The sequence below is a fragment of the Aminipila sp. genome, assembly GCF_032051575.1.
Taxonomy (GTDB): Bacteria; Bacillota; Clostridia; order Peptostreptococcales; family Anaerovoracaceae; genus Aminipila.
In genome coordinates this window covers 316,444-334,163 of sequence record NZ_DAMBYD010000004.1, presented here as the reverse complement: position 1 = coordinate 334,163, position 17,720 = coordinate 316,444, and the positions used below count along the sequence as shown (strand labels likewise).

Sequence of the window (17,720 nt, the reverse complement as noted above, 5' to 3'; positions counted from 1 at the left end):
TACGTATCAAGTGTTTTATTATTTCACTTGTCTACCTAGAAGGGAGCATATCAGTATATTCATTTTAACTCAAAACAGTCTTCTTATTTTTTTATATTTAAGTCTATAATTTGTTTATTATCCATACGTGAATTGCGGTTCAAAAGATGAAAGACAGCGAGGAAAATACCACTTATACATAAGAAAAGATAGAAACTAATCCCCCTGCTAAGCAACATCGCCGAATTTATAACCTGTGCAGGGAACAAAGTGCGGAAAATAAATATAAATCCACTCTCGCTGGCCCCTACAGAACCTGGAAGAGGTATTGCAGATACTGTAATGTATAAAACCGCCTGCATGGCTATTACTGTGGTTAAAGAGTATTCATCGTAACCAAATGCTTTATAAATCCAAAATGGTATACTATGAAATGCCATAATCTGTAGAGTCGTTGTAATAAAAATTTTGATAATAACTACTTTATTTGCCTTTATGTCAGTGGCACCTTTTTGATACAATTCAAGCTGATTCATAGCTCTTTGTCTTAGTTGACCAATCCTTTTAAAGTGTAATTTACTCAGTATATACAAAACTGCTTTTAAACACTTTTCCAATATTCCTTTTGAGAAAAAAGCCATTATAATTAATCCTAAAATAAAAGTGTTTAAAAATACTCCTACCATAAGAATATACTTAATCTGATAGCCTATTGAATCAAAGAAATCATATTTCAATATAAAGGCCAGAACTGCAGTTGTTACTGTAACAAACTGAAAGCTTGCAAGTTCCATCATTAAAACAAGTGCAGAATGCGAAATTTGAATATCATCCTTATACATATAATAAATCTGCATCGGTTGACCTCCCGATGACATGGGTGTTATGGCACTGAAAAAGAAGCCCGTTAAAGCATATCTAATACATTTATAAAATGGAGTGTCATAGTTATATATTTTAAGAGCACGCCTAATATTTATCGCCTCACAGCAAACAAACAGACACATACACCCTATTGCAATAATAATATAAGTAGGGCTTACCTTAGTAGCTGTATGGAGAATTTCTGCTATATTCCTATTTTTGAACATTAAATAAAACGTTATTATAATTATTAAAACGAATAATCCGCCATTTTTAAATATATTCTTCAAACAATTTTTTTTATACATACATCATCCATTCTGGCAAACTTATATCCCAGGGAAATCCAAATAGGCAGCACTTCCTCTAAAGCAGCAATCGTTCTGCCAGGTGCGTCATTCTTTCCTCTTCCGTCATGAAGGCATATAATATCTCCTTGCTTGGTTCTACGCATTAGTTTCCGGGCTATCTCCTGCCAGGTAGTGTTTTCTCTCCAGTCTTCAGCCATAACATCCCATAGTATAGTTTTAAACCTATAATTTTTTACACAATTTAAGGTTTCTATGTTTAAGTGACCCCAAGGCGGTCTAAAAAACTTAATTTTAACTCCTAATTTTTTGAATATTTCCTGACTTTGCTTAAAATCATCCCTTGTGTACTTGGGAGTCTGACATAATGCATTTCTATGCTCTAAAGAGTGAAACCCTATTAAATGTCCTTCTTGCTTCATCCTCTCTATGATATCAGAATTATTTTCAGCAAACTTTGCTACTACAAAAAAAGTGGCCTTTATGTTGTACTTATTTAATAAGTCCAAAAGTTTTCCTGTAAACCTTTTATCCGGACCATCATCAAAAGTCAGATATAATTTTTTCTCCTCAGTGTTTGATATGCACAGCCTTTGTTTGGCCTTGTAACAACAAGTAGGTATGATACTATATCCTATAGCAGCACAAATACCTATTCGATACAGACTTTTTAAAAGCATAGTTCTTCCCCCCTATTGCCACAAAACAACAAAGGTACTACTGGATATAAATGAGATTTTATTTTTCTCATATTTTCCTGCATTTCATTTAAAAGATTTTTATTTTCAATTAATGATAATATATCCTCTGCTACATCTGTATTTTCTGACCACAAAACTCTTCCTATGTTCAAATTTTCAATATACTCAGCATTTCCCCATTCTTGTGACAGAAAAGGCCTTATTATATATAACGGAGTTTCGCAGTTTATTGCTTCAAATGTTGTAATGCCCCCAGATTTAGTTATAACTATATCCGCTTTTTTCATATACTCATCAACCTTGCTGGTATATCCCATAACCTCCATCTCAGGAAATTCCTTTTTTATTTTTAAAAACAGTTTTTTATTTTTTCCTGTAATAATTGTAATATGCAGCGATTTATTTTTACTTAGCCTCTTCAAAAGCATTTCTGAAGAAGGAATTAAACCAAGACCTCCACCTATTATTAAAACCTCTTTAGTCCCACCTAGGTTTTTACATATGTTCTTTTCTCTAAAGACAGGTTTTACGGGAATACCTGAAATTACGATTTTTTCACCTGGAATACCCTTTGAAATAAGAGTATTTTTTGTACTTCTACTTCCAACAAAATACATATCCGTGTTTTTCGCTATCCACTCTTCATGAGCTTTTATGTCCGTGATATACGTATGAAGAGGTATACTACAAAATTTCATACTTTTGTATGCTGAAATATACTGAGAACAAATAGGTAGTGTTGAAATAATAAGTTTCGGTTCAAATGTATTTAATAAGCTGTCTACTTTTTTTATAAAAGTTCTTTTAAAAGGAGCTCTACAATATTTTGCAGATTGCTCATAAAGAAAGTTGTATATTTTTGAGCATTTGCTCACCATAAAGTTAAATGTCCCATATAAGAGATTACTAAAACTTGGTAACATATAATCTATAATATCAACTACATCAACCTTAGCTTCAGGATCTTTTAAAAGGATTTCCTGCCTTAATGCTTCCGCCGCTGAACAATGCCCCATACCAAATCGTCCTGTTAAAATTAAAATGTTCATAAATAATCCTCCAATTGCCCTATTATCTTAATCATACCCCTGCATTATTAACTTATTCTTTAATAATTCTTAAGATTTATTAAGATTTAGGTATAACTGGAGGTTTTTATAGCTTTCACATGATTACCACCAATACGTATGTTCTAAAGGCCCTGAACCTTTTCCTAAATCTAATCCCGCCTTTAGTGCTCCTGTTAAATATTCTTTGGCCCTTTCTATACTTTCATAAAGACTTTTTCCTTCTGCTAAATTGCAGGCAATTGCAGAAGACAGCGTACATCCCGTGCCATGAGTATTTGTAGTAATTACCCGTTCAGACTTAAACCAATATGGTGAATTATTTTCATATAATAAGTCTACTGCATCATGAACCAAGTGCCCGCCCTTTACCAAAACAGCACCATGAATATTTTTTGAAATGCTTACCGCTGCTCTTACCATATCCTCTTCATTTTCTATTTTAAATCCACAAAGGACTTGAGCCTCTGGAATGTTAGGCGTTATTACTGTTCCTAATGGCAATAACTTATATATTAAAGTCTCTCTGGCTTCATAAGATAATAACTCACTTCCACTTGTAGAAACCATAACTGGATCAATAACAATATTTTCTGCCTGGTATTGTATCAGCTTTTCAACTATAGTTTCAATAGTTCTGCTATTGGACACCATACCTATTTTTATGGCATCTGGTCTGATGTCTTGAAAAATGCAATCAATCTGATTTTCTATAAATTCAGGGGATGCATCAAATATACCATAAACCCCCGTTGTATTTTGTGCAGTTAATGCTGTAATGGCACTCATAGCGTACATCTTATGTGCCGTAATCGTTTTAATATCGGCCTGAATACCTGCACCTCCACTACAATCAGAGCCTGCAATTGTTAAAACCTTCTTAATCAAAATACTCCCCCATTTCTAAAAATGAATTTATATAAACATCAGCAATTCTTTTAATTTCTGCTTGGTCATTTGCTGCGCTTTGATCAAACACTCCAACAACCGGAAAACCTGCACCCTTGGCTGTTTTTATTGCATAAAGCGCATCTTCAAATATAAAGGTTCGTTCTTTTTCTGTATCTAGTGATTTTACAGCCTTATTAAAACTTTCCGCACTGTCTTTTCCAACACCCATTTCGCTGCATGTAAATATATGTTCAAAGTACTCAAGCATCTGATTATTTTTAAGAGACTTTTTCGCAAGTATTTTATCTGTAGCCGTAACAATACACATTTTAATATTTTTCTTTTTTAAGAGCTCCAAAAACTCCTTTGCGCCTTTTTTTACAAATGCTCTTTTAAAGTAAAAATCCGATAATATTTCATTAAAATCACCCATTATCTCTTGCATATTTCCAGACACACCATATTCTGAGATAAAGTACTCTGCTGCTTGATTAAGACTCATAACGGAAATTTTTTCTTTTAAATCTGCCTTTGGTTCCTTTCCTATGGCTCTTAAATAATCTTCCCCCAAAGTGTCCCACACTGCCATAGAATCCAGCAATGTCCCATCCAGATCAAATATGGCACCTTCCATACTTTTTATTTTCATTTTTTTACCACTCTTTCAGACAACCTCAGTAATTCTTTTGACTGCAATTCAATATTATGACTAGCAAATATAGCAGACACTAACGCCACCCCATCAATACCTGTTCCTTGTAAGTCTAACACGTTATCTATGCCAATACCTCCGATTGCAACTACAGGGATTGAAACCGTCTCACAAATTGCTTTCAGCGTATCATAGCTTACAAAATCAGCATCAGGCTTTGTGGAGGTCGTAAAAACTGTTCCTACACCAAGGTAATCCGCTCCATCTTTCTCTGCTTTGACTGCCTGTTCTACAGTTTGAACAGATACCCCTAAAATCATATCTTCTCCAATTAATTTTCGTACATCCGATGCCTCCATATCACTCTGTCCAACATGTATACCATCAGCACCACATTTTATGCCAATCTCCACATTATCATTAATAATAAATGGTACATTATAATTTAAACACAACTCTTTAATTTTGTATGCTTCCTGCAAAAACTGCTCTTTTGTACACTCTTTTTCTCTAAGCTGAATACAGGTAGCCCCTCCTCTTAAAGTTTCTTCTACCTGCATGTCCAGTGTTTTGTCACCAAGCCAGCTTCTATCTGTCACTGCATATAAAAGCATATGTTTTTTATCGCACTTCATATTTTGCGCCTCTTTCCAATTTATCTCCATCCAGATTAAATATTTCATCAATTATATAATTTCTATAAGTTGAATTGCCATCATAACAGTTTAATCTGTCATAGGCTAATTCTCCACATAGTCCCATGGCACAGACAGCCGCTGCTGCTGCTTCCAGCTCACGATCTGGATTTGCCACAATGTAAGCGGTTGTCATAGCAGTCAGCATGCAGCCTGTTCCTGTTATTTTACTCATCATTGGATTACCATTACGAATTATGTACGCTTTATTGGAATCTGCTACTATATCAATTGCTCCAGTTATAGCAATGACTGCTTCCATTTTCTTTGCAAATTCTTTTGCAAATTTAACTGCCTCATCTAGGTTTTCTTCCGTTATACAGTCCGCTACATTGGCATCAACACCTTTCGTACTTCCTTCTCCTATGGCAATTGTCTTAATTTCAGAAATGTTCCCACGAATTACTGTAAACTTTACCTGTTTAAGAAGTTGGTGTGAAGTTTCTGTTCTTAGTTTGGAAGCTCCAGCACCAACAGGGTCAAGGACTACTGGATGCTTTAGTTGGTTTGCTTTCTTTCCAGCCAATAACATGGACTCAATCGTACGTTGATTTAAAGTACCTATGTTTATATTCAACCCACCACAAATACTAGTTATCTCTTCTACTTCTTCTGTATCATCCGACATAATCGGTGAAGCTCCACATGCCAGCAATATATTCGCACAGTCATTTACTGTAACATAATTTGTTATGTTATGAATAAGCGGGCTTTCCTGTCGGACATTTTCTAATTTTTCTTTAAGCATTTTGTTTTCCTCCTAAAACTTTATTTACAACAACACATAGCAGTGCTGTTATCACCATAACAGGTAATGTATTCCCTACTACTGTATCAATCTGCATAAATATTCGATATATGATAAATCCAATCATCCATACTATTAAATTCAGATAACTGCAGTTTTTCTTTGAATAATCTTTTTTTAAAATAAAGAAGGTAACGATCAGTACAGAAATCATTGGTGCAAATACAGAACCTATTAAATACAAAAAATCTTCGTATTCAGTAATTGGCGTAAATATAGCAAGTATAGTCCCTATTATGCAAATCACCACTGCACTGGACTTTTCCTTAAATCTACTAGAGATACTTTCAGCACTTACTCCCGCAGAATAAGCATCTAAGAAAGTAGTAGTCACCGTAGAAAATACAACAATAATGAGCCCTGCTGCTCCAAGTCCTGCATTCATCATAATCTTTGCAATGTCGCACTCTCCAGTAAGGATTGAAGCACCCATTCCAATGATATACATCCAGCAGCTAACTATAAAATATACAGTTGTGCTCACTAAAGTGGCTGTTTTAGGTTTTTTTGCAGTTCTAGTATAATCAGATATAAGCGGCAGCCATGAAAGAGGCATTGCTGCCGACAACTCTACAGCACCTCCAAAACTAATTGTGCCCTGAATTTCCGACATAGCATTTCCTTTAAAAATAATACTGCTCAGTACGATTGAAAGTATAAATAATGCACTCATGGCAATCAAATTCACTCTGTTTAAATTCTTAATTCCTATAACTACCCATAGAATAATTAACCCTCCAATTATAATATTCCAAACCCATTCTTCTCCTAATTGAATAATAGAATTTGCTGCTGCAGCGCCACTTACAATCATAACTGCGGTCCAGCCCACAAGTTGTAAAACATTTAGAGATGAAAAGATCAATGAGCCCTTTCCACCAAATGAGATTTTTACTGTTTCCATAGCACTTCTGCCTGTTTGTGCCCCTATTAATCCTGCAAAATAAAGCAGTACACAGCCTATTGCATGTCCTAGAATTATGGCTAAAGTACCCTTTTGAAAACCAAGCGGTGCTATTAATGTGCCTGTTAGAATCTCAGCAATAGACATACCTGCTCCAAACCAAATCAGGCCATTTGAAAATGTTGTTGTCTTAGTTTCATTCATAAAATCTTTCCTTCCTTTCTTGTATAATAGAAAATATCGATAGATTTTTTTATTATACAAAAAAACGGGATACACCTATGGTATATCCCGTAAAACTTCAAAAAAGTTATCGCTTCCTACGTTGGCATTATCCAAATCAGGTGTAAGGGTCGAAGTTAATTACTTCCTCTCAGCCTGCATACAAGCTCCCCTGTTCATATTTTAAATATTATTATATTTTAATTATACTCCGGCTCGACTAAATCAGCAAGGAGTAATTTAACACAGTTGCAATTATGTCATGTTAACTTGACATATATTTTCAAATATCTTATACTGTATGTAATGTTTACATTACACATCAATTTTAATTATATGTACAGTAAAATTAAAAAAGGAATTTTAATATGAAAAATAAAATTAAAGAATTACGGGAAAAAACAGGGTTAACCCAAGAACAGTTAGGTGAACTTGTTGGTACTTCAAGACAGGCGATTAACGCTATAGAAACTGAAAAATTTGAGCCATCCATATGGCTTGCTTACGATATTTCACAAGTATTCGGCTGTACAATTGAAGAAGTTTTTATGTTTGAAGAAAGTACAAAAAAATCAAGAGCAGAAAGGAGTAGGAGGGATAATAATGGCAACACGTCAACTTCGCTATAATGACGATAGTATTTTAAGAACAAAGTGTAAGACGATTACAGTCGTGGATGATAAAATACGTCAGATCTTAGATGATATGATGGATACTTTACATGAAACTGAAAATGGAGCTGCCTTAGCTGCCAATCAGGTTGGACTTTTAAAACGCCTTGTGGTGATTGATTATGAGTCCTACTATTTGAAGTTAGTAAACCCACAAATAATAGGCCAAAGTGGTGTTCAGGAGTGTATAGAAGGCTGTTTAAGCTTTCCTGATATATTTGGGAAAACAATCCGTCCTCAGAAAGTAACCATTCAGTCTCTAGATGAAAACGGTAAAGAAATAATATTAACAGTAGAAGATGAAATGGCTAAATGCATTTGTCATGAAATTGAACATTTAGACGGTGAAGTTTTCATTGATAAAGTAACTGAATTTGTAGATAATACTATTGCATATTGAAGAAAAATGTGCTACGCTAAATTAAATAATAAGAAACAGAGGTGAAAAGATGATTAAATTTTCTTGCTAATAAAATGAAGCATACTGAATCAACGCAAACGTTAAAACTAACGTTGATATTGTTATGCAAAAGCAAGAAAGTTAAAATTTTCACTCAATTATATATTTCGTATTTTTTCCATGTCATACTATATAACTATGTCTAGGATTGATTGTAATTATTGAGCCGTAAGAATTAATTTTCTTGCGGCCTTTATTTTTTTGACTATTTACTAAGGAGGAAATTATGTCTTTAATAAATGTTACGAATCTAACCTTTGCATATGATGGCAGTTATGATAATGTATTTGAAAATGTCAGTTTCCAAATAGATACTGATTGAAAGCTTGGCTTTACAGGAAGAAATGGCAGAGGAAAAACTACTTTTTTAAATCTTTTGTGTGGGAAATATGAATACAGTGGTACGATCTCCACCAGTATGAAATTTGAATATTTCCCATATGAAGTTAAGGATAAACAAATGGATACTATGGAGGTCATTAAAGGCATTTGCCCTGATTGCATGGAGTGGGAAATTTTCAGAGAACTCTCAATGCTAGATGTCTCAGCAGATGCATTGTATCGTCCCTTTTCTACTCTGTCTAACGGAGAGCAGACAAAAACTCTCCTTGCAGCCTTGTTTCTTACTTCCAACAGTTTTCTGCTTATTGACGAACCAACCAATCATCTAGACCAAGCAGCACGTAGGTCAGTTGGAGATTACTTAAAAAGAAAGCACGGATTTATTCTTGTGTCTCATGATCGAACATTCCTTGATCATTGTGTTGATCATATTCTCTCCATTAATAAAGCGAATATTGAGATTCAAAAAGGTAATTTCTCTTCATGGTGGGAAAATAAGCAATTACAAGATAATTTTGAGTTGGCTGAAAATGAGAAGTTGAAGAAAGATATCTCCCGTTTATCTGCAGCTGCAAAACGTAATGCCAATTGGTCTGATCAAGTTGAAAGCACAAAAAATGGCACAACCAATTCTGGTTCGAAGTTGGATAAAGGTTATGTGGGACACAAAGCAGCAAAAATGATGAAACGCTCTAAAGTCATTGAAGCAAGGCAGCAGGAAGCTATTACAAAAAAATCAAAATTGCTTAAAAATCTTGAAGAAAATAATAGTTTGCAGATTTCACCTCTGCCCTATCATTCAAACCTCCTGCTTGAACTTACTGGAGTGTCATTGTCTTATGGCGAAAAGCTGGTCTGCCAAAATATCTGTTTTTCCATAAACCAAGGTGACAGAATTGCACTTTGTGGGAAAAACGGATGTGGAAAGTCAAGTATATTAAAATTGATTTGTGGCGAGAACATTGACCATAGCGGAAATATCTACTTGGGAAGTGGATTAAAAATCTCTTATGTTCCTCAGGATACCTCCCATTTATATGGTAACTTATCCACCTATGCAGCAGAACATAATATAGATGAAAGCCTTTTTAAAGCAATACTGCGTAAATTGGATTTTCAACGGGTACAGTTTGAAAAGGATATTTCGGACTTTAGTGGAGGGCAAAAGAAAAAAGTATTAATCGCAAAAAGTCTTTGCGAAAAAGCAAATCTATATGTATGGGATGAACCCCTTAACTTTGTTGATGTGTTGTCTAGAATACAGATAGAAGATTTAATACTCCAATATAATCCAACCCTAATATTCGTAGAACATGATGATGCTTTTTGTGAGAATATTGCCACAAAACAGGTGAATCTGTAAAGAAAAATAGAAATAACAGGAAAACAAAAAGATAGAGATCAATCTCTATCTTTTTGTATATGGCGGAGAGTCAGGATTCGAACCATGGGTCAAACAGGATTCTTGTATTTTTTTGTAAATCTTAGTGGTATTTATAAATATATTAACAAAATTCCACGAATTTTGTCGTATAATTTCCTATATTTACCAATAACTGAAGTTGACTTTAATATGACCAGGTGTTAGCATCAAAACTGAGGTGATAAATAACTCATAAAAAATTCATATGAAAGGTTAGGTGTTTTATTAAAATGACTAAACAAACAAAACCTACTTATGAAAAAGCAGATGTTTTTAAATTTATTATTCCATCTGCTTTAGGTATCATTTTATTTATGATTCCGCTTAAGTTTGAAGGTAATTTTACTATCCCTATAGCTGTTATTGCAAAGTTAATGTCCCGTGCAATAGGTCCTGTTTTACCAAGTCTATGTACAGCAATTATATGTGTTTCTGCAATTGGCAGTTTACTTGCTTTATTTATAAAGCCAAAATTTATTTTAGAGAACAAAATTCTTAACGGCTTTTTCAATGTTCAGCCAATCTGGATGGTAGCCAGAACATTAGGTATGATTTTTATTCTTATGGTCGTTACAGGAGCTGGTCCTGAATATGTTATTTCTGGAGATACAGGTGGATTTATCTTGGATCTACTAACTACACTTGTTCTGATATTTGTTTTTGCCGGTCTATTACTTCCTTTATTACTTGATTTTGGTTTATTAGAATATGTAGGTACATTGTTAGTAAAATTTATGAGACCAATATTTACACTTCCAGGTCGTTCAGCAGTTGACTGTATGACTTCTTGGTTGGGTGATGGTACTCTTGGCGTTATGCTAACAGCACGTCAATATGAAGAAGGCTTTTACTCAGCACGTGAAGCTTCGGTTATTTCTACAACTTTCTCAGCAGTTTCAATTACTTTCTGCTTAGTTGTTATTGAAGAAGTTCGTATGGCTCACCTCTTTGTTCCTTATTACCTAAGCATCTGTGCTATAGGCGTTATTATTGCCCTTATTGTTCCTCGTATTCCCCCTCTTTCTTTAAAAAAGGATACATATTTAGGTGAAGCAGGTGTGCCTGATGAAACTATTCCTGAAGGTTATACATCATTTAGTTGGGCTTTTCACAAAGCTATGGAAAGATCTCATACAAGTAGTGGATGGGGGCAATTCTTGAAAAATGGTTCAAAAAATGCTATAGATATGTGGTTTGGCGTTATGCCTGTAGTTATGGCTTTTGGTACTATAGTATTAATGGTAAGTACTTATACTCCTATATTTACAATACTTGGAAAACCATTTGTTCCTATCTTAAATCTTCTTCAATTACCTGAAGCTGAAGTTGCATCCACATCTCTTCTAGTAGGATTTGGAGACATGTTTGTACCTGCAATTATCGCAGGTGCTCAAATAACTAGTGAATTAACCCGTTTTGTTATTGCTGTAATTTCAGTTACACAGCTTATTTATATGTCTGAAGTAGGTGCTGTAATTCTTGGTTCAAGAATTCCTGTTAAACTTTGGGAATTATTTGTATTATTCCTAGAAAGAACAATAGTAAGTCTCATAGTTGCAACTATAATTGGACGTTTCATTCTTCATTTAGTATAAACAAATATATAGGTCAAGCATAGACCTTAAATATAAGTATTAAAATAGCAAGCGCCGCTATCATTCAAATAGTTCTGCTTGCTATTTATTTTTAGCAAAGCAACAAATCTTACAGGCTTAAATAATATAAAAGTAGCATACGGGAAAACAAAAAGATAGAGATTACAATCTCTATCTTTTTTTATATGGCGGAGAGTCAGGGATTCGAACCCTGGGTCCGGTTAAGGACACGGCATTTCGAGTGCCGCACATTCGACCACTCTGACAACTCTCCACAATCTTGATGGTTAAAAAAATAGTTAATTTTTTGGAACAACCACTTGCTTATTATACCTATTTAATTTCAATTGGTCAAGGATTCTTTAGCAATAAAATAGGACATAGACATACTAGCTAATTGCCTAACCTTCTTATGTGTTACAATATCTAATATACAAATGGTACCTTAATAATTATCCTTCATATAATATAATTAGGGGTGAGTCTAGTGCCTTATAAATATAAGAAATGCAACAAAGAAAATATAATCAGCCAATTCGTAAAAGTTCAAGCGCAGGTTACGGTTACACCACTGGTAGCATACGGAAAACCCAAAGTTTGCTGTATTAATTCCAGCATTACACCAAATCCTTGTGAGTGTTGCGATTATAATTCCTATGAAAATGATTGTAACTGTAATTCCATGGATTGTAATTTTTATGATTGGAATACTAATTATGATGAAACTTGTGAATCAGGAAAATCAGAAACTAAATGTAATTTTACCCTGACGCAAGTAATTTGTATTGAAATTCCTATATCTATAGATGCAGATGTTAATGTTAAAGAAGGAATCGCATGCTGTGGCAAACATGATGTCAAACCTATAGATAACATAAATAAAAAGAAACCTTTTTCTTACATGCCAATGATATAAAGAAACATAAGCATGTGTACTATCAATAAATAACTGAAAGGTGTGAAATAGTATGTCAGTTTGTACTGATTGTAATAAAAATGAATTGGAAGCGGTTACACTTCAACCTAATCAGGAAGGCGAATGTCAAAGTATCGTGCATGAAACCGTATGTGTTCAAGGTACAGTAATAATTACGCCTAGCCTAGTTAGTGGAACCAGCACATCGTTTTGTGTAGGTAATCCAATAATTGGTAGCTGCCCTGGTGATTTGCAGCCCAGCTGTTCCTTTACAGTAAGCCAAAATATTTGCGTTCAAATACCATTAACTTTTTCTGCCACTGCATCTGCAGTGGAAAATGGGGTTGTGTGTGGTGTCCCTGATATAGGAGCATGCTTAGGAACAACAGTTTGTACCCATTCAATTGGGTTTTATGCAAGTAACCCGACCTTTACAAATCAATTAATAACCAATGCTGGTGGCTCAATCATCTTAGGTATTAATAATTTGGGACTTAGTTTTACAGTTACAACAGCCAATTCAAGCGCTGTACTAAATTTAAATACTCCATCACCTCCAGCACCGGCAAATCCTCCTTTTGCTAATCAATATCAAGCTCTTTATGCACAGCTATTAGCTGCTAATTTAAACGCCTTAAATATTCAGGCACATGGGGTTGATGTTTGTTCTTTTGCCCTTCTGGCAATTGAAGATGCAAATCAATTCCTTGCAGATTCTCCTATAGGAGGAACCTCTGGAGCTCCAGATTATCAAGAACCTCTGGAGCAGTTTAATACAGGTGGCGCCCCAGGATGTCCAGTGCATTGTACAGAATAAGATAATGTTGTAAAGTAATAATGAAGGGCAAAGGCTAAGTTGTTGTCTTTGCCCTTTACCAATATTCAATTCTTCTTTTAGCCGGATTATACATCACTTTTGTTGGCTATTTATTTTCTGCCTGAATAAGTTAAATAATTAAGTAAGCCCTTTGAATAATAGTTCCCAATTATAGAAGTAAGATTTAAAAGCCTGTCAAATGACTCTATGGCTATCGTATATTGTTTATTTATATATGCAGATAATTCTTCTATTATCATATCATTAAATCGATATAGTAAAGCCTGCCACTCATTTTCTATCCAGAATGGATTAATATTTGATAAGAAAATGGCAATCTGGTCTATATCATCATACAATTGTTTTGTGTATCCATTAACCGCATTTATGTCACTATTTATTTGTGAAGATACCAATAATTTAAATGTGTTGAGCCAATTGGTTATAAGATTAACATATTGCTCTCCGATTTCTCCTCCAAAAACTGTACTTAAAATATTCCCAAATTCTAAAGCAATCCCTTTTAATTTTACTTCTATTGAATCTTGATTACCAAAGCCAGCAAATACACTTACTAAATATGATTGAATCCAAGTGGCCAAATCTCTCCAGATAGTTCTTGATTCGAATACCAAATCCACTTGACTTGTTGGAATACTAGAAAAATCTAATTGCTTAATCGATATCATACTGAAACCTCCCTTTATTCTAATACAATATATTATTGCAATCTGATCCTTAATACTAAAAATTTCAAGATAAATTATGGCTATACTATGGAATTCAAGAGTTAGTCACATGCACCATTTGATTTTACCATAATTTTCTGATATATTTAGTTTATTATTATATTTAAGGAGGTTTGTCTTATGGAAAAACATGAGGTTTCTATCGTAATAGCTAATCCGTCTGGAAATATAACAATATTTGTATTAAACCTTATCCCTGAGTCCCAGTATGCCGATATAGCAAATAAACTTTTAAGTATAAGCCAGTTTAATGCAGAACAAATATGTTTCATAAAAGATATCAACTTTGGGAATGATATTCAGGGAACCATGTCCATGAGTGGACTGGAGTTCTGTGGCAATGCATCCAGAAGTTTTGCCCTTTTAATTGCAAAACGGCAAGGCCTTACAGGTGTAAATAAGATAAGCGTCTTAGTAAGTGGTGCACCTGAACCTCTTGACGTATTAGTAAATACCAACCTGAACCATGCTGAAGTTTCCATGCCCCACCCCATAAATATAGAAATACTTGACGGACAGGAAATTAGTTATCTAAATCAGGCTGTATTAGTAGAGTTTGATGGTATTACGCATATTATTTTAAATGACATCCCTGCCTGCAGAGAAACTTTTGATGAAATAAAAACAACTATTATGAACGCCCGAAATCCTGCTGCACTGGGAATCATGTTTTATAATACTAAAATCAAACATATGATTCCTGTTGTATATGTTCGGGATGTAGATACTACTTATTTTGAAGGCAGTTGTGCCTCTGGAACAACTGCTCTATGTATTTCACTTTCTCAAAAATATACGGATGGAATTTACCGTTACACAGTCTCCCAGCCTGCGGGTGAACTAATTGCATCCATTGAAAAAGATAACAATAAAATATCCAAAATAACTATTGATGGCAGCGTCTCTTTAAGTGAAGTTCAAACTATACTCGTATAATCAACTTCAACTTTTAATATTACATAAATTGGGTTATAATAGCTATTGGAAATAACCACCTCAAAAGAAAAGGAGATTAAATAAATGGACCATCGTATAAAAAAATTATCTAACGTATTGGTAGACTACTCATGTGACGTAAAACCAGGTGAAAAGGTCTTTATACATTACGAGGGAGAATGTACTAAACCTCTTGTAAAACAGCTTATTAAAGATATTTATGCCAAAGGAGGTCTTCCCTACTTCGAAATCAGAGATGCTGAAGTAAATAGAGAAATATTACTTGGCTGCAGCGAAGAGCAGATTAAGTTTATGGAAAAATACCAGATGAAACAGATGGAAGGAATGGATGCCTATATCTCTATTCGAGCTGGACTGAATACTTCTGAAATGTCAGATATACCTTCTGAAAAAATGAATATGTACAATAGGATTCTACATCCAGTATTAGAAGAAAGAGTGAACCATACTAAGTGGGTTGTTCTTCGTTATCCTAATCACAGTATGGCTCAATTAGCAACTACAAGTCTTGAAGCCTTTGAAGATTTCTACTTTGACGTTTGCACACTGGATTATAAGAAAATGGCTGATGCCATGACTCCTCTTGTAGAATTAATGAACAAGACAGATAAAGTCCACATTGTAGGTCCTGGAACTGACCTAACTTTCTCTATTAAGGGGATACCTGCAGTTAAATGCTCTGGAGAAAGAAACATTCCTGATGGAGAAGTTTATACCGCACCTGTAAAGGATTCCATGAACGGTATTATCTCTTACAATACTCCATCTGAAGAAATGGGATTCACCTATGAAAACATCGTGTTTGAAATAAAAGACGGAAAGATTATTAAAGCTACTTCGAACAGTGATAAAAAAATTAATGAAATTCTTGATACGGATAAAGGCGCAAGGTACTTCGGAGAATTTGCAATCGGCGTTAATCCTTATGTTCTTAATCCTATGAAGGATACTTTGTTTGATGAAAAGATTGCAGGCTCTTTCCACTTAACGCCAGGACAATCTTATGAAGATGCGCCTAATGGAAACGGGTCTGCTGTTCATTGGGATTTGGTAATGATTCAACGTCCAGAATACGGTGGCGGTGAAATCTATTTTGATGATGTTCTTGTAAGAAAAGATGGCCTATTTGTTCTTCCTGAACTTCAGTGCTTAAATCCAGATGCATTAAAATAATTTATAAAACTAAACATTCCTAAATAAATTTAAACTTAGCTATGGCCATTCAATGACTGTGGCTAAGTTTATTACAGATATCTATAGGAGGAAACCTTTTGAAACTATTAGTTGTTTGCCAATATTTTTATCCTGAGCAATTCCAAATAAATGATGTTTGTTTTAATTTGGCAGGGAAAGGTCATGAAGTGACGGTTTTAACCGGTCTTCCAAATTATCCTCAAGGGGAAATACATATTGGTTATAATTGGGAAGAATTAGAGAAAATTGAACAGTCCGGTATAAAACTTCGTTCTACAGGCCTTCATTATGACAGTAATTTAAATGCCTATGTAGAAAATATACATGGCGTTAAAGTTATACGGGTTAATTTACGCCCCAGATTAAAAGGGAAAAAAAATCTAGTTAAAAATTATCTAAGTTTTATTAATGAAGGTAATAATGTAGCCTCTGCTATGGCACAGATGTATAAAAATGACCTAGAAAAGGGTTGTGAAGACTCTAGTGAATATAACTTTGACAAAATCATAGTATTTCAATATTCCCCGGTTACCATGGCATTACCTGCTATAACTTTTAGAAATCAAATTGAAATAAATATACCGATTTACATATACTGTTTTGATTTGTGGCCAGCAAGTATTGTTTTATTTGGAGTTTCGAAATTTAGCCCTATATATTTAGGTATGAAGTTACTTAGTAAACATATTTATTCCCAAGCGGAAGAAATATGGATTAGTTCGCATAACTTTGAAAAGTATTTTACAGAGAAATTAAAAATAAGTAAAACCTTTCATTACCTTCCCATTTATGCTGAGCAGTTATTCTTAAGAAAAAAGAATAAAGAAAAAAATCTACAAGAGCCTAAAAGCGAAACGGAAACTGTTAGTGAAGTAGAATCCGTTGCTAACGTTGAAAATGAAGTTTCACAAAGTGTGATTCCAGAAAATCATAGGGAAACAAACTTTTTATTTGCTGGAAATGTAGAGGAAATACAAAGTGTAGAAACCATATTAAATGCCTGCAGTTTAGTATTGAAAAAAGGATATAACCCAGTATTTCATATAGTTGGTGATGGTTCTTCGTACAATAAAATAATAGATTTGGCTGCATCTTTAGAATTAACTAATAAAAACCTTATATTTTATGGTGCACACCAATTAAGAGAACTTCCTAGTTTTTATGATTTGACAGATGCTTTCCTTGTAACCTTAAAAAAGGATGAATTTACATCTTACACTCTGCATGAACAGGTGCAAAATTATTTGGCTTATGGGAAGCCAATTGTGGCGGCTATTGATGGGGAGACCTCCCGAGTAATAACTGAGGCACGTTGTGGATTTGTAGGTCCTTCTGAAAATTATGAAGCTTTGGCTCGAAATATTATACGATTTATAAACTTAAATCCAGCTGAGCGGGAAGAATATGCGGATGCCTCTCGTGAGTATTATGAGGAACATTTCTCACAAAAATCTTTCTTTGAGAATCTGGATCAATTAATTAACTCAAATTAATCATTATAAAAG

General features: G+C 34.2%; 17 protein-coding genes, 1 tRNA gene, 1 pseudogene and 1 riboswitch. Of the genes and pseudogenes, 9 read left to right on the top strand and 10 right to left on the bottom strand.

Annotated elements, in window-relative coordinates; translation table 11 throughout:
- Window positions 1-83: 83 nt before the first annotated feature.
- The 8 genes from RTW14_RS07590 to cytX all read right to left on the bottom strand — a co-directional run bounded on the left by RTW14_RS07590 (window position 84) and on the right by cytX (window position 7,073).
- Window positions 84-1,151, bottom strand: a complete 1,068-nt coding sequence (locus tag RTW14_RS07590; protein WP_312649105.1) for a lysylphosphatidylglycerol synthase transmembrane domain-containing protein — start codon at window positions 1,149-1,151, stop codon at window positions 84-86.
- The gene (locus tag RTW14_RS07585) at window positions 1,130-1,831 is read right to left on the bottom strand and encodes a polysaccharide deacetylase family protein (protein ID WP_312649104.1); all 702 of its coding nucleotides are present in this window, start codon (window positions 1,829-1,831) and stop codon (window positions 1,130-1,132) included. Before RTW14_RS07585 ends, RTW14_RS07590 begins: the two co-directional genes overlap by 22 nt.
- Window positions 1,822-2,901, bottom strand: coding sequence for an MGDG synthase family glycosyltransferase (locus tag RTW14_RS07580; RefSeq protein ID WP_312649103.1), 1,080 nt, complete (start codon window positions 2,899-2,901; stop codon window positions 1,822-1,824). Before RTW14_RS07580 ends, RTW14_RS07585 begins: the two co-directional genes overlap by 10 nt.
- Before the next feature lie 123 nt (window positions 2,902-3,024).
- Window positions 3,025-3,807 carry a bifunctional hydroxymethylpyrimidine kinase/phosphomethylpyrimidine kinase gene (gene thiD, locus RTW14_RS07575; protein WP_331654414.1) on the bottom strand — a complete coding sequence of 261 codons (783 nt, stop codon included), beginning with the start codon at window positions 3,805-3,807 and terminating at the stop codon, window positions 3,025-3,027.
- Window positions 3,800-4,459: an HAD family hydrolase gene (locus tag RTW14_RS07570; RefSeq protein ID WP_312649102.1), complete on the bottom strand. Its 660-nt coding sequence runs from the start codon at window positions 4,457-4,459 to the stop codon at window positions 3,800-3,802. Before RTW14_RS07570 ends, thiD begins: the two co-directional genes overlap by 8 nt.
- Entirely contained in the window at window positions 4,456-5,097 is a 642-nt protein-coding gene (gene thiE, locus RTW14_RS07565) for a thiamine phosphate synthase (protein ID WP_312649101.1), read from the bottom strand. The genes RTW14_RS07570 and thiE overlap by 4 nt, the downstream gene beginning before the upstream one ends.
- A complete protein-coding gene (gene thiM, locus RTW14_RS07560) occupies window positions 5,084-5,905 on the bottom strand; it encodes a hydroxyethylthiazole kinase (protein ID WP_312649100.1) in 822 nt (273 codons plus the stop codon). The genes thiE and thiM overlap by 14 nt, the downstream gene beginning before the upstream one ends.
- Window positions 5,898-7,073 (bottom strand): putative hydroxymethylpyrimidine transporter CytX, encoded by a 1,176-nt coding sequence (gene cytX, locus RTW14_RS07555; protein ID WP_312649099.1) that lies wholly within the window; start codon window positions 7,071-7,073, stop codon window positions 5,898-5,900. Before cytX ends, thiM begins: the two co-directional genes overlap by 8 nt.
- 94 nt (window positions 7,074-7,167) lie before the next feature.
- Window positions 7,168-7,275, bottom strand: a riboswitch (TPP riboswitch).
- A 184-nt stretch (window positions 7,276-7,459) separates the two neighbouring features.
- Here cytX and RTW14_RS07550 point away from each other — a divergent pair.
- The 4 genes and pseudogenes from RTW14_RS07550 to RTW14_RS07535 all read left to right on the top strand — a co-directional run bounded on the left by RTW14_RS07550 (window position 7,460) and on the right by RTW14_RS07535 (window position 11,582).
- Window positions 7,460-7,720: a helix-turn-helix transcriptional regulator gene (locus RTW14_RS07550; RefSeq protein ID WP_312649098.1), complete on the top strand. Its 261-nt coding sequence runs from the start codon at window positions 7,460-7,462 to the stop codon at window positions 7,718-7,720.
- On the top strand, window positions 7,695-8,162 hold the full coding sequence (def, locus tag RTW14_RS07545; protein ID WP_312649097.1) for a peptide deformylase: 468 nt from the start codon (window positions 7,695-7,697) through the stop codon (window positions 8,160-8,162). The genes RTW14_RS07550 and def overlap by 26 nt, the downstream gene beginning before the upstream one ends.
- Window positions 8,163-8,448: 286 nt before the next feature.
- A pseudogene (locus RTW14_RS07540) lies at window positions 8,449-9,927 on the top strand (Lsa family ABC-F type ribosomal protection protein).
- Between the two features lie 290 nt (window positions 9,928-10,217).
- Window positions 10,218-11,582, top strand: a complete 1,365-nt coding sequence (locus tag RTW14_RS07535) for a YjiH family protein (RefSeq protein ID WP_312649096.1) — start codon at window positions 10,218-10,220, stop codon at window positions 11,580-11,582.
- A 186-nt stretch (window positions 11,583-11,768) separates the two neighbouring features.
- On the opposite strand, the gene RTW14_RS07530 is transcribed toward RTW14_RS07535, so the two are convergent.
- Window positions 11,769-11,856 (bottom strand) — tRNA-Ser (locus RTW14_RS07530).
- Window positions 11,857-12,069: 213 nt separating this feature from the next.
- On the opposite strand from RTW14_RS07530, the gene RTW14_RS07525 reads away from it, so the two are divergent.
- Together RTW14_RS07525 and RTW14_RS07520 are read left to right on the top strand one after the other, a co-directional pair.
- Window positions 12,070-12,498: a hypothetical protein gene (locus RTW14_RS07525; protein WP_312649095.1), complete on the top strand. Its 429-nt coding sequence runs from the start codon at window positions 12,070-12,072 to the stop codon at window positions 12,496-12,498.
- A 52-nt stretch (window positions 12,499-12,550) separates the two neighbouring features.
- The gene (locus RTW14_RS07520; RefSeq protein ID WP_312649094.1) at window positions 12,551-13,315 is read left to right on the top strand and encodes a hypothetical protein; all 765 of its coding nucleotides are present in this window, start codon (window positions 12,551-12,553) and stop codon (window positions 13,313-13,315) included.
- A gap of 110 nt (window positions 13,316-13,425) precedes the next feature.
- Here RTW14_RS07520 and RTW14_RS07515 read toward each other — a convergent pair whose 3' ends face one another.
- Window positions 13,426-14,004 carry a hypothetical protein gene (locus tag RTW14_RS07515; RefSeq protein ID WP_312649093.1) on the bottom strand — a complete coding sequence of 193 codons (579 nt, stop codon included), beginning with the start codon at window positions 14,002-14,004 and terminating at the stop codon, window positions 13,426-13,428.
- A gap of 180 nt (window positions 14,005-14,184) precedes the next feature.
- Between RTW14_RS07515 and RTW14_RS07510 the strand changes: the two genes are divergently transcribed.
- The 3 genes from RTW14_RS07510 to RTW14_RS07500 all read left to right on the top strand — a co-directional run bounded on the left by RTW14_RS07510 (window position 14,185) and on the right by RTW14_RS07500 (window position 17,708).
- On the top strand, window positions 14,185-15,000 hold the full coding sequence (locus tag RTW14_RS07510) for a hypothetical protein (protein WP_312649092.1): 816 nt from the start codon (window positions 14,185-14,187) through the stop codon (window positions 14,998-15,000).
- Window positions 15,001-15,084: 84 nt separating this feature from the next.
- Entirely contained in the window at window positions 15,085-16,194 is a 1,110-nt protein-coding gene (locus tag RTW14_RS07505; RefSeq protein ID WP_312649091.1) for an aminopeptidase, read from the top strand.
- A 98-nt stretch (window positions 16,195-16,292) separates the two neighbouring features.
- Window positions 16,293-17,708: a glycosyltransferase family 4 protein gene (locus RTW14_RS07500; protein ID WP_312649090.1), complete on the top strand. Its 1,416-nt coding sequence runs from the start codon at window positions 16,293-16,295 to the stop codon at window positions 17,706-17,708.
- Window positions 17,709-17,720: the final 12 nt, after the last annotated feature.

Excerpts from the sequence above, each read along its gene's own strand:
- RTW14_RS07520 (WP_312649094.1), top strand. The coding sequence starts at position 12,551 with ATGTCAGTTTGTACTGATTGTAATAAAAATGAATTGGAAGCGGTTACA.
- thiE (WP_312649101.1), bottom strand. The coding sequence starts at position 5,097 with ATGAAGTGCGATAAAAAACATATGCTTTTATATGCAGTGACAGATAGA.
- def (WP_312649097.1), top strand. The coding sequence starts at position 7,695 with ATGGCAACACGTCAACTTCGCTATAATGACGATAGTATTTTAAGAACA.
- RTW14_RS07535 (WP_312649096.1), top strand. The coding sequence starts at position 10,218 with ATGACTAAACAAACAAAACCTACTTATGAAAAAGCAGATGTTTTTAAA.
- RTW14_RS07590 (WP_312649105.1), bottom strand. The coding sequence starts at position 1,151 with ATGTATAAAAAAAATTGTTTGAAGAATATATTTAAAAATGGCGGATTA.
- RTW14_RS07515 (WP_312649093.1), bottom strand. The coding sequence starts at position 14,004 with ATGATATCGATTAAGCAATTAGATTTTTCTAGTATTCCAACAAGTCAA.
- cytX (WP_312649099.1), bottom strand. The coding sequence starts at position 7,073 with ATGAATGAAACTAAGACAACAACATTTTCAAATGGCCTGATTTGGTTT.
- RTW14_RS07510 (WP_312649092.1), top strand. The coding sequence starts at position 14,185 with ATGGAAAAACATGAGGTTTCTATCGTAATAGCTAATCCGTCTGGAAAT.
- RTW14_RS07585 (WP_312649104.1), bottom strand. The coding sequence starts at position 1,831 with ATGCTTTTAAAAAGTCTGTATCGAATAGGTATTTGTGCTGCTATAGGA.
- RTW14_RS07505 (WP_312649091.1), top strand. The coding sequence starts at position 15,085 with ATGGACCATCGTATAAAAAAATTATCTAACGTATTGGTAGACTACTCA.
- RTW14_RS07550 (WP_312649098.1), top strand. The coding sequence starts at position 7,460 with ATGAAAAATAAAATTAAAGAATTACGGGAAAAAACAGGGTTAACCCAA.
- RTW14_RS07570 (WP_312649102.1), bottom strand. The coding sequence starts at position 4,459 with ATGAAAATAAAAAGTATGGAAGGTGCCATATTTGATCTGGATGGGACA.
- RTW14_RS07580 (WP_312649103.1), bottom strand. The coding sequence starts at position 2,901 with ATGAACATTTTAATTTTAACAGGACGATTTGGTATGGGGCATTGTTCA.
- thiM (WP_312649100.1), bottom strand. The coding sequence starts at position 5,905 with ATGCTTAAAGAAAAATTAGAAAATGTCCGACAGGAAAGCCCGCTTATT.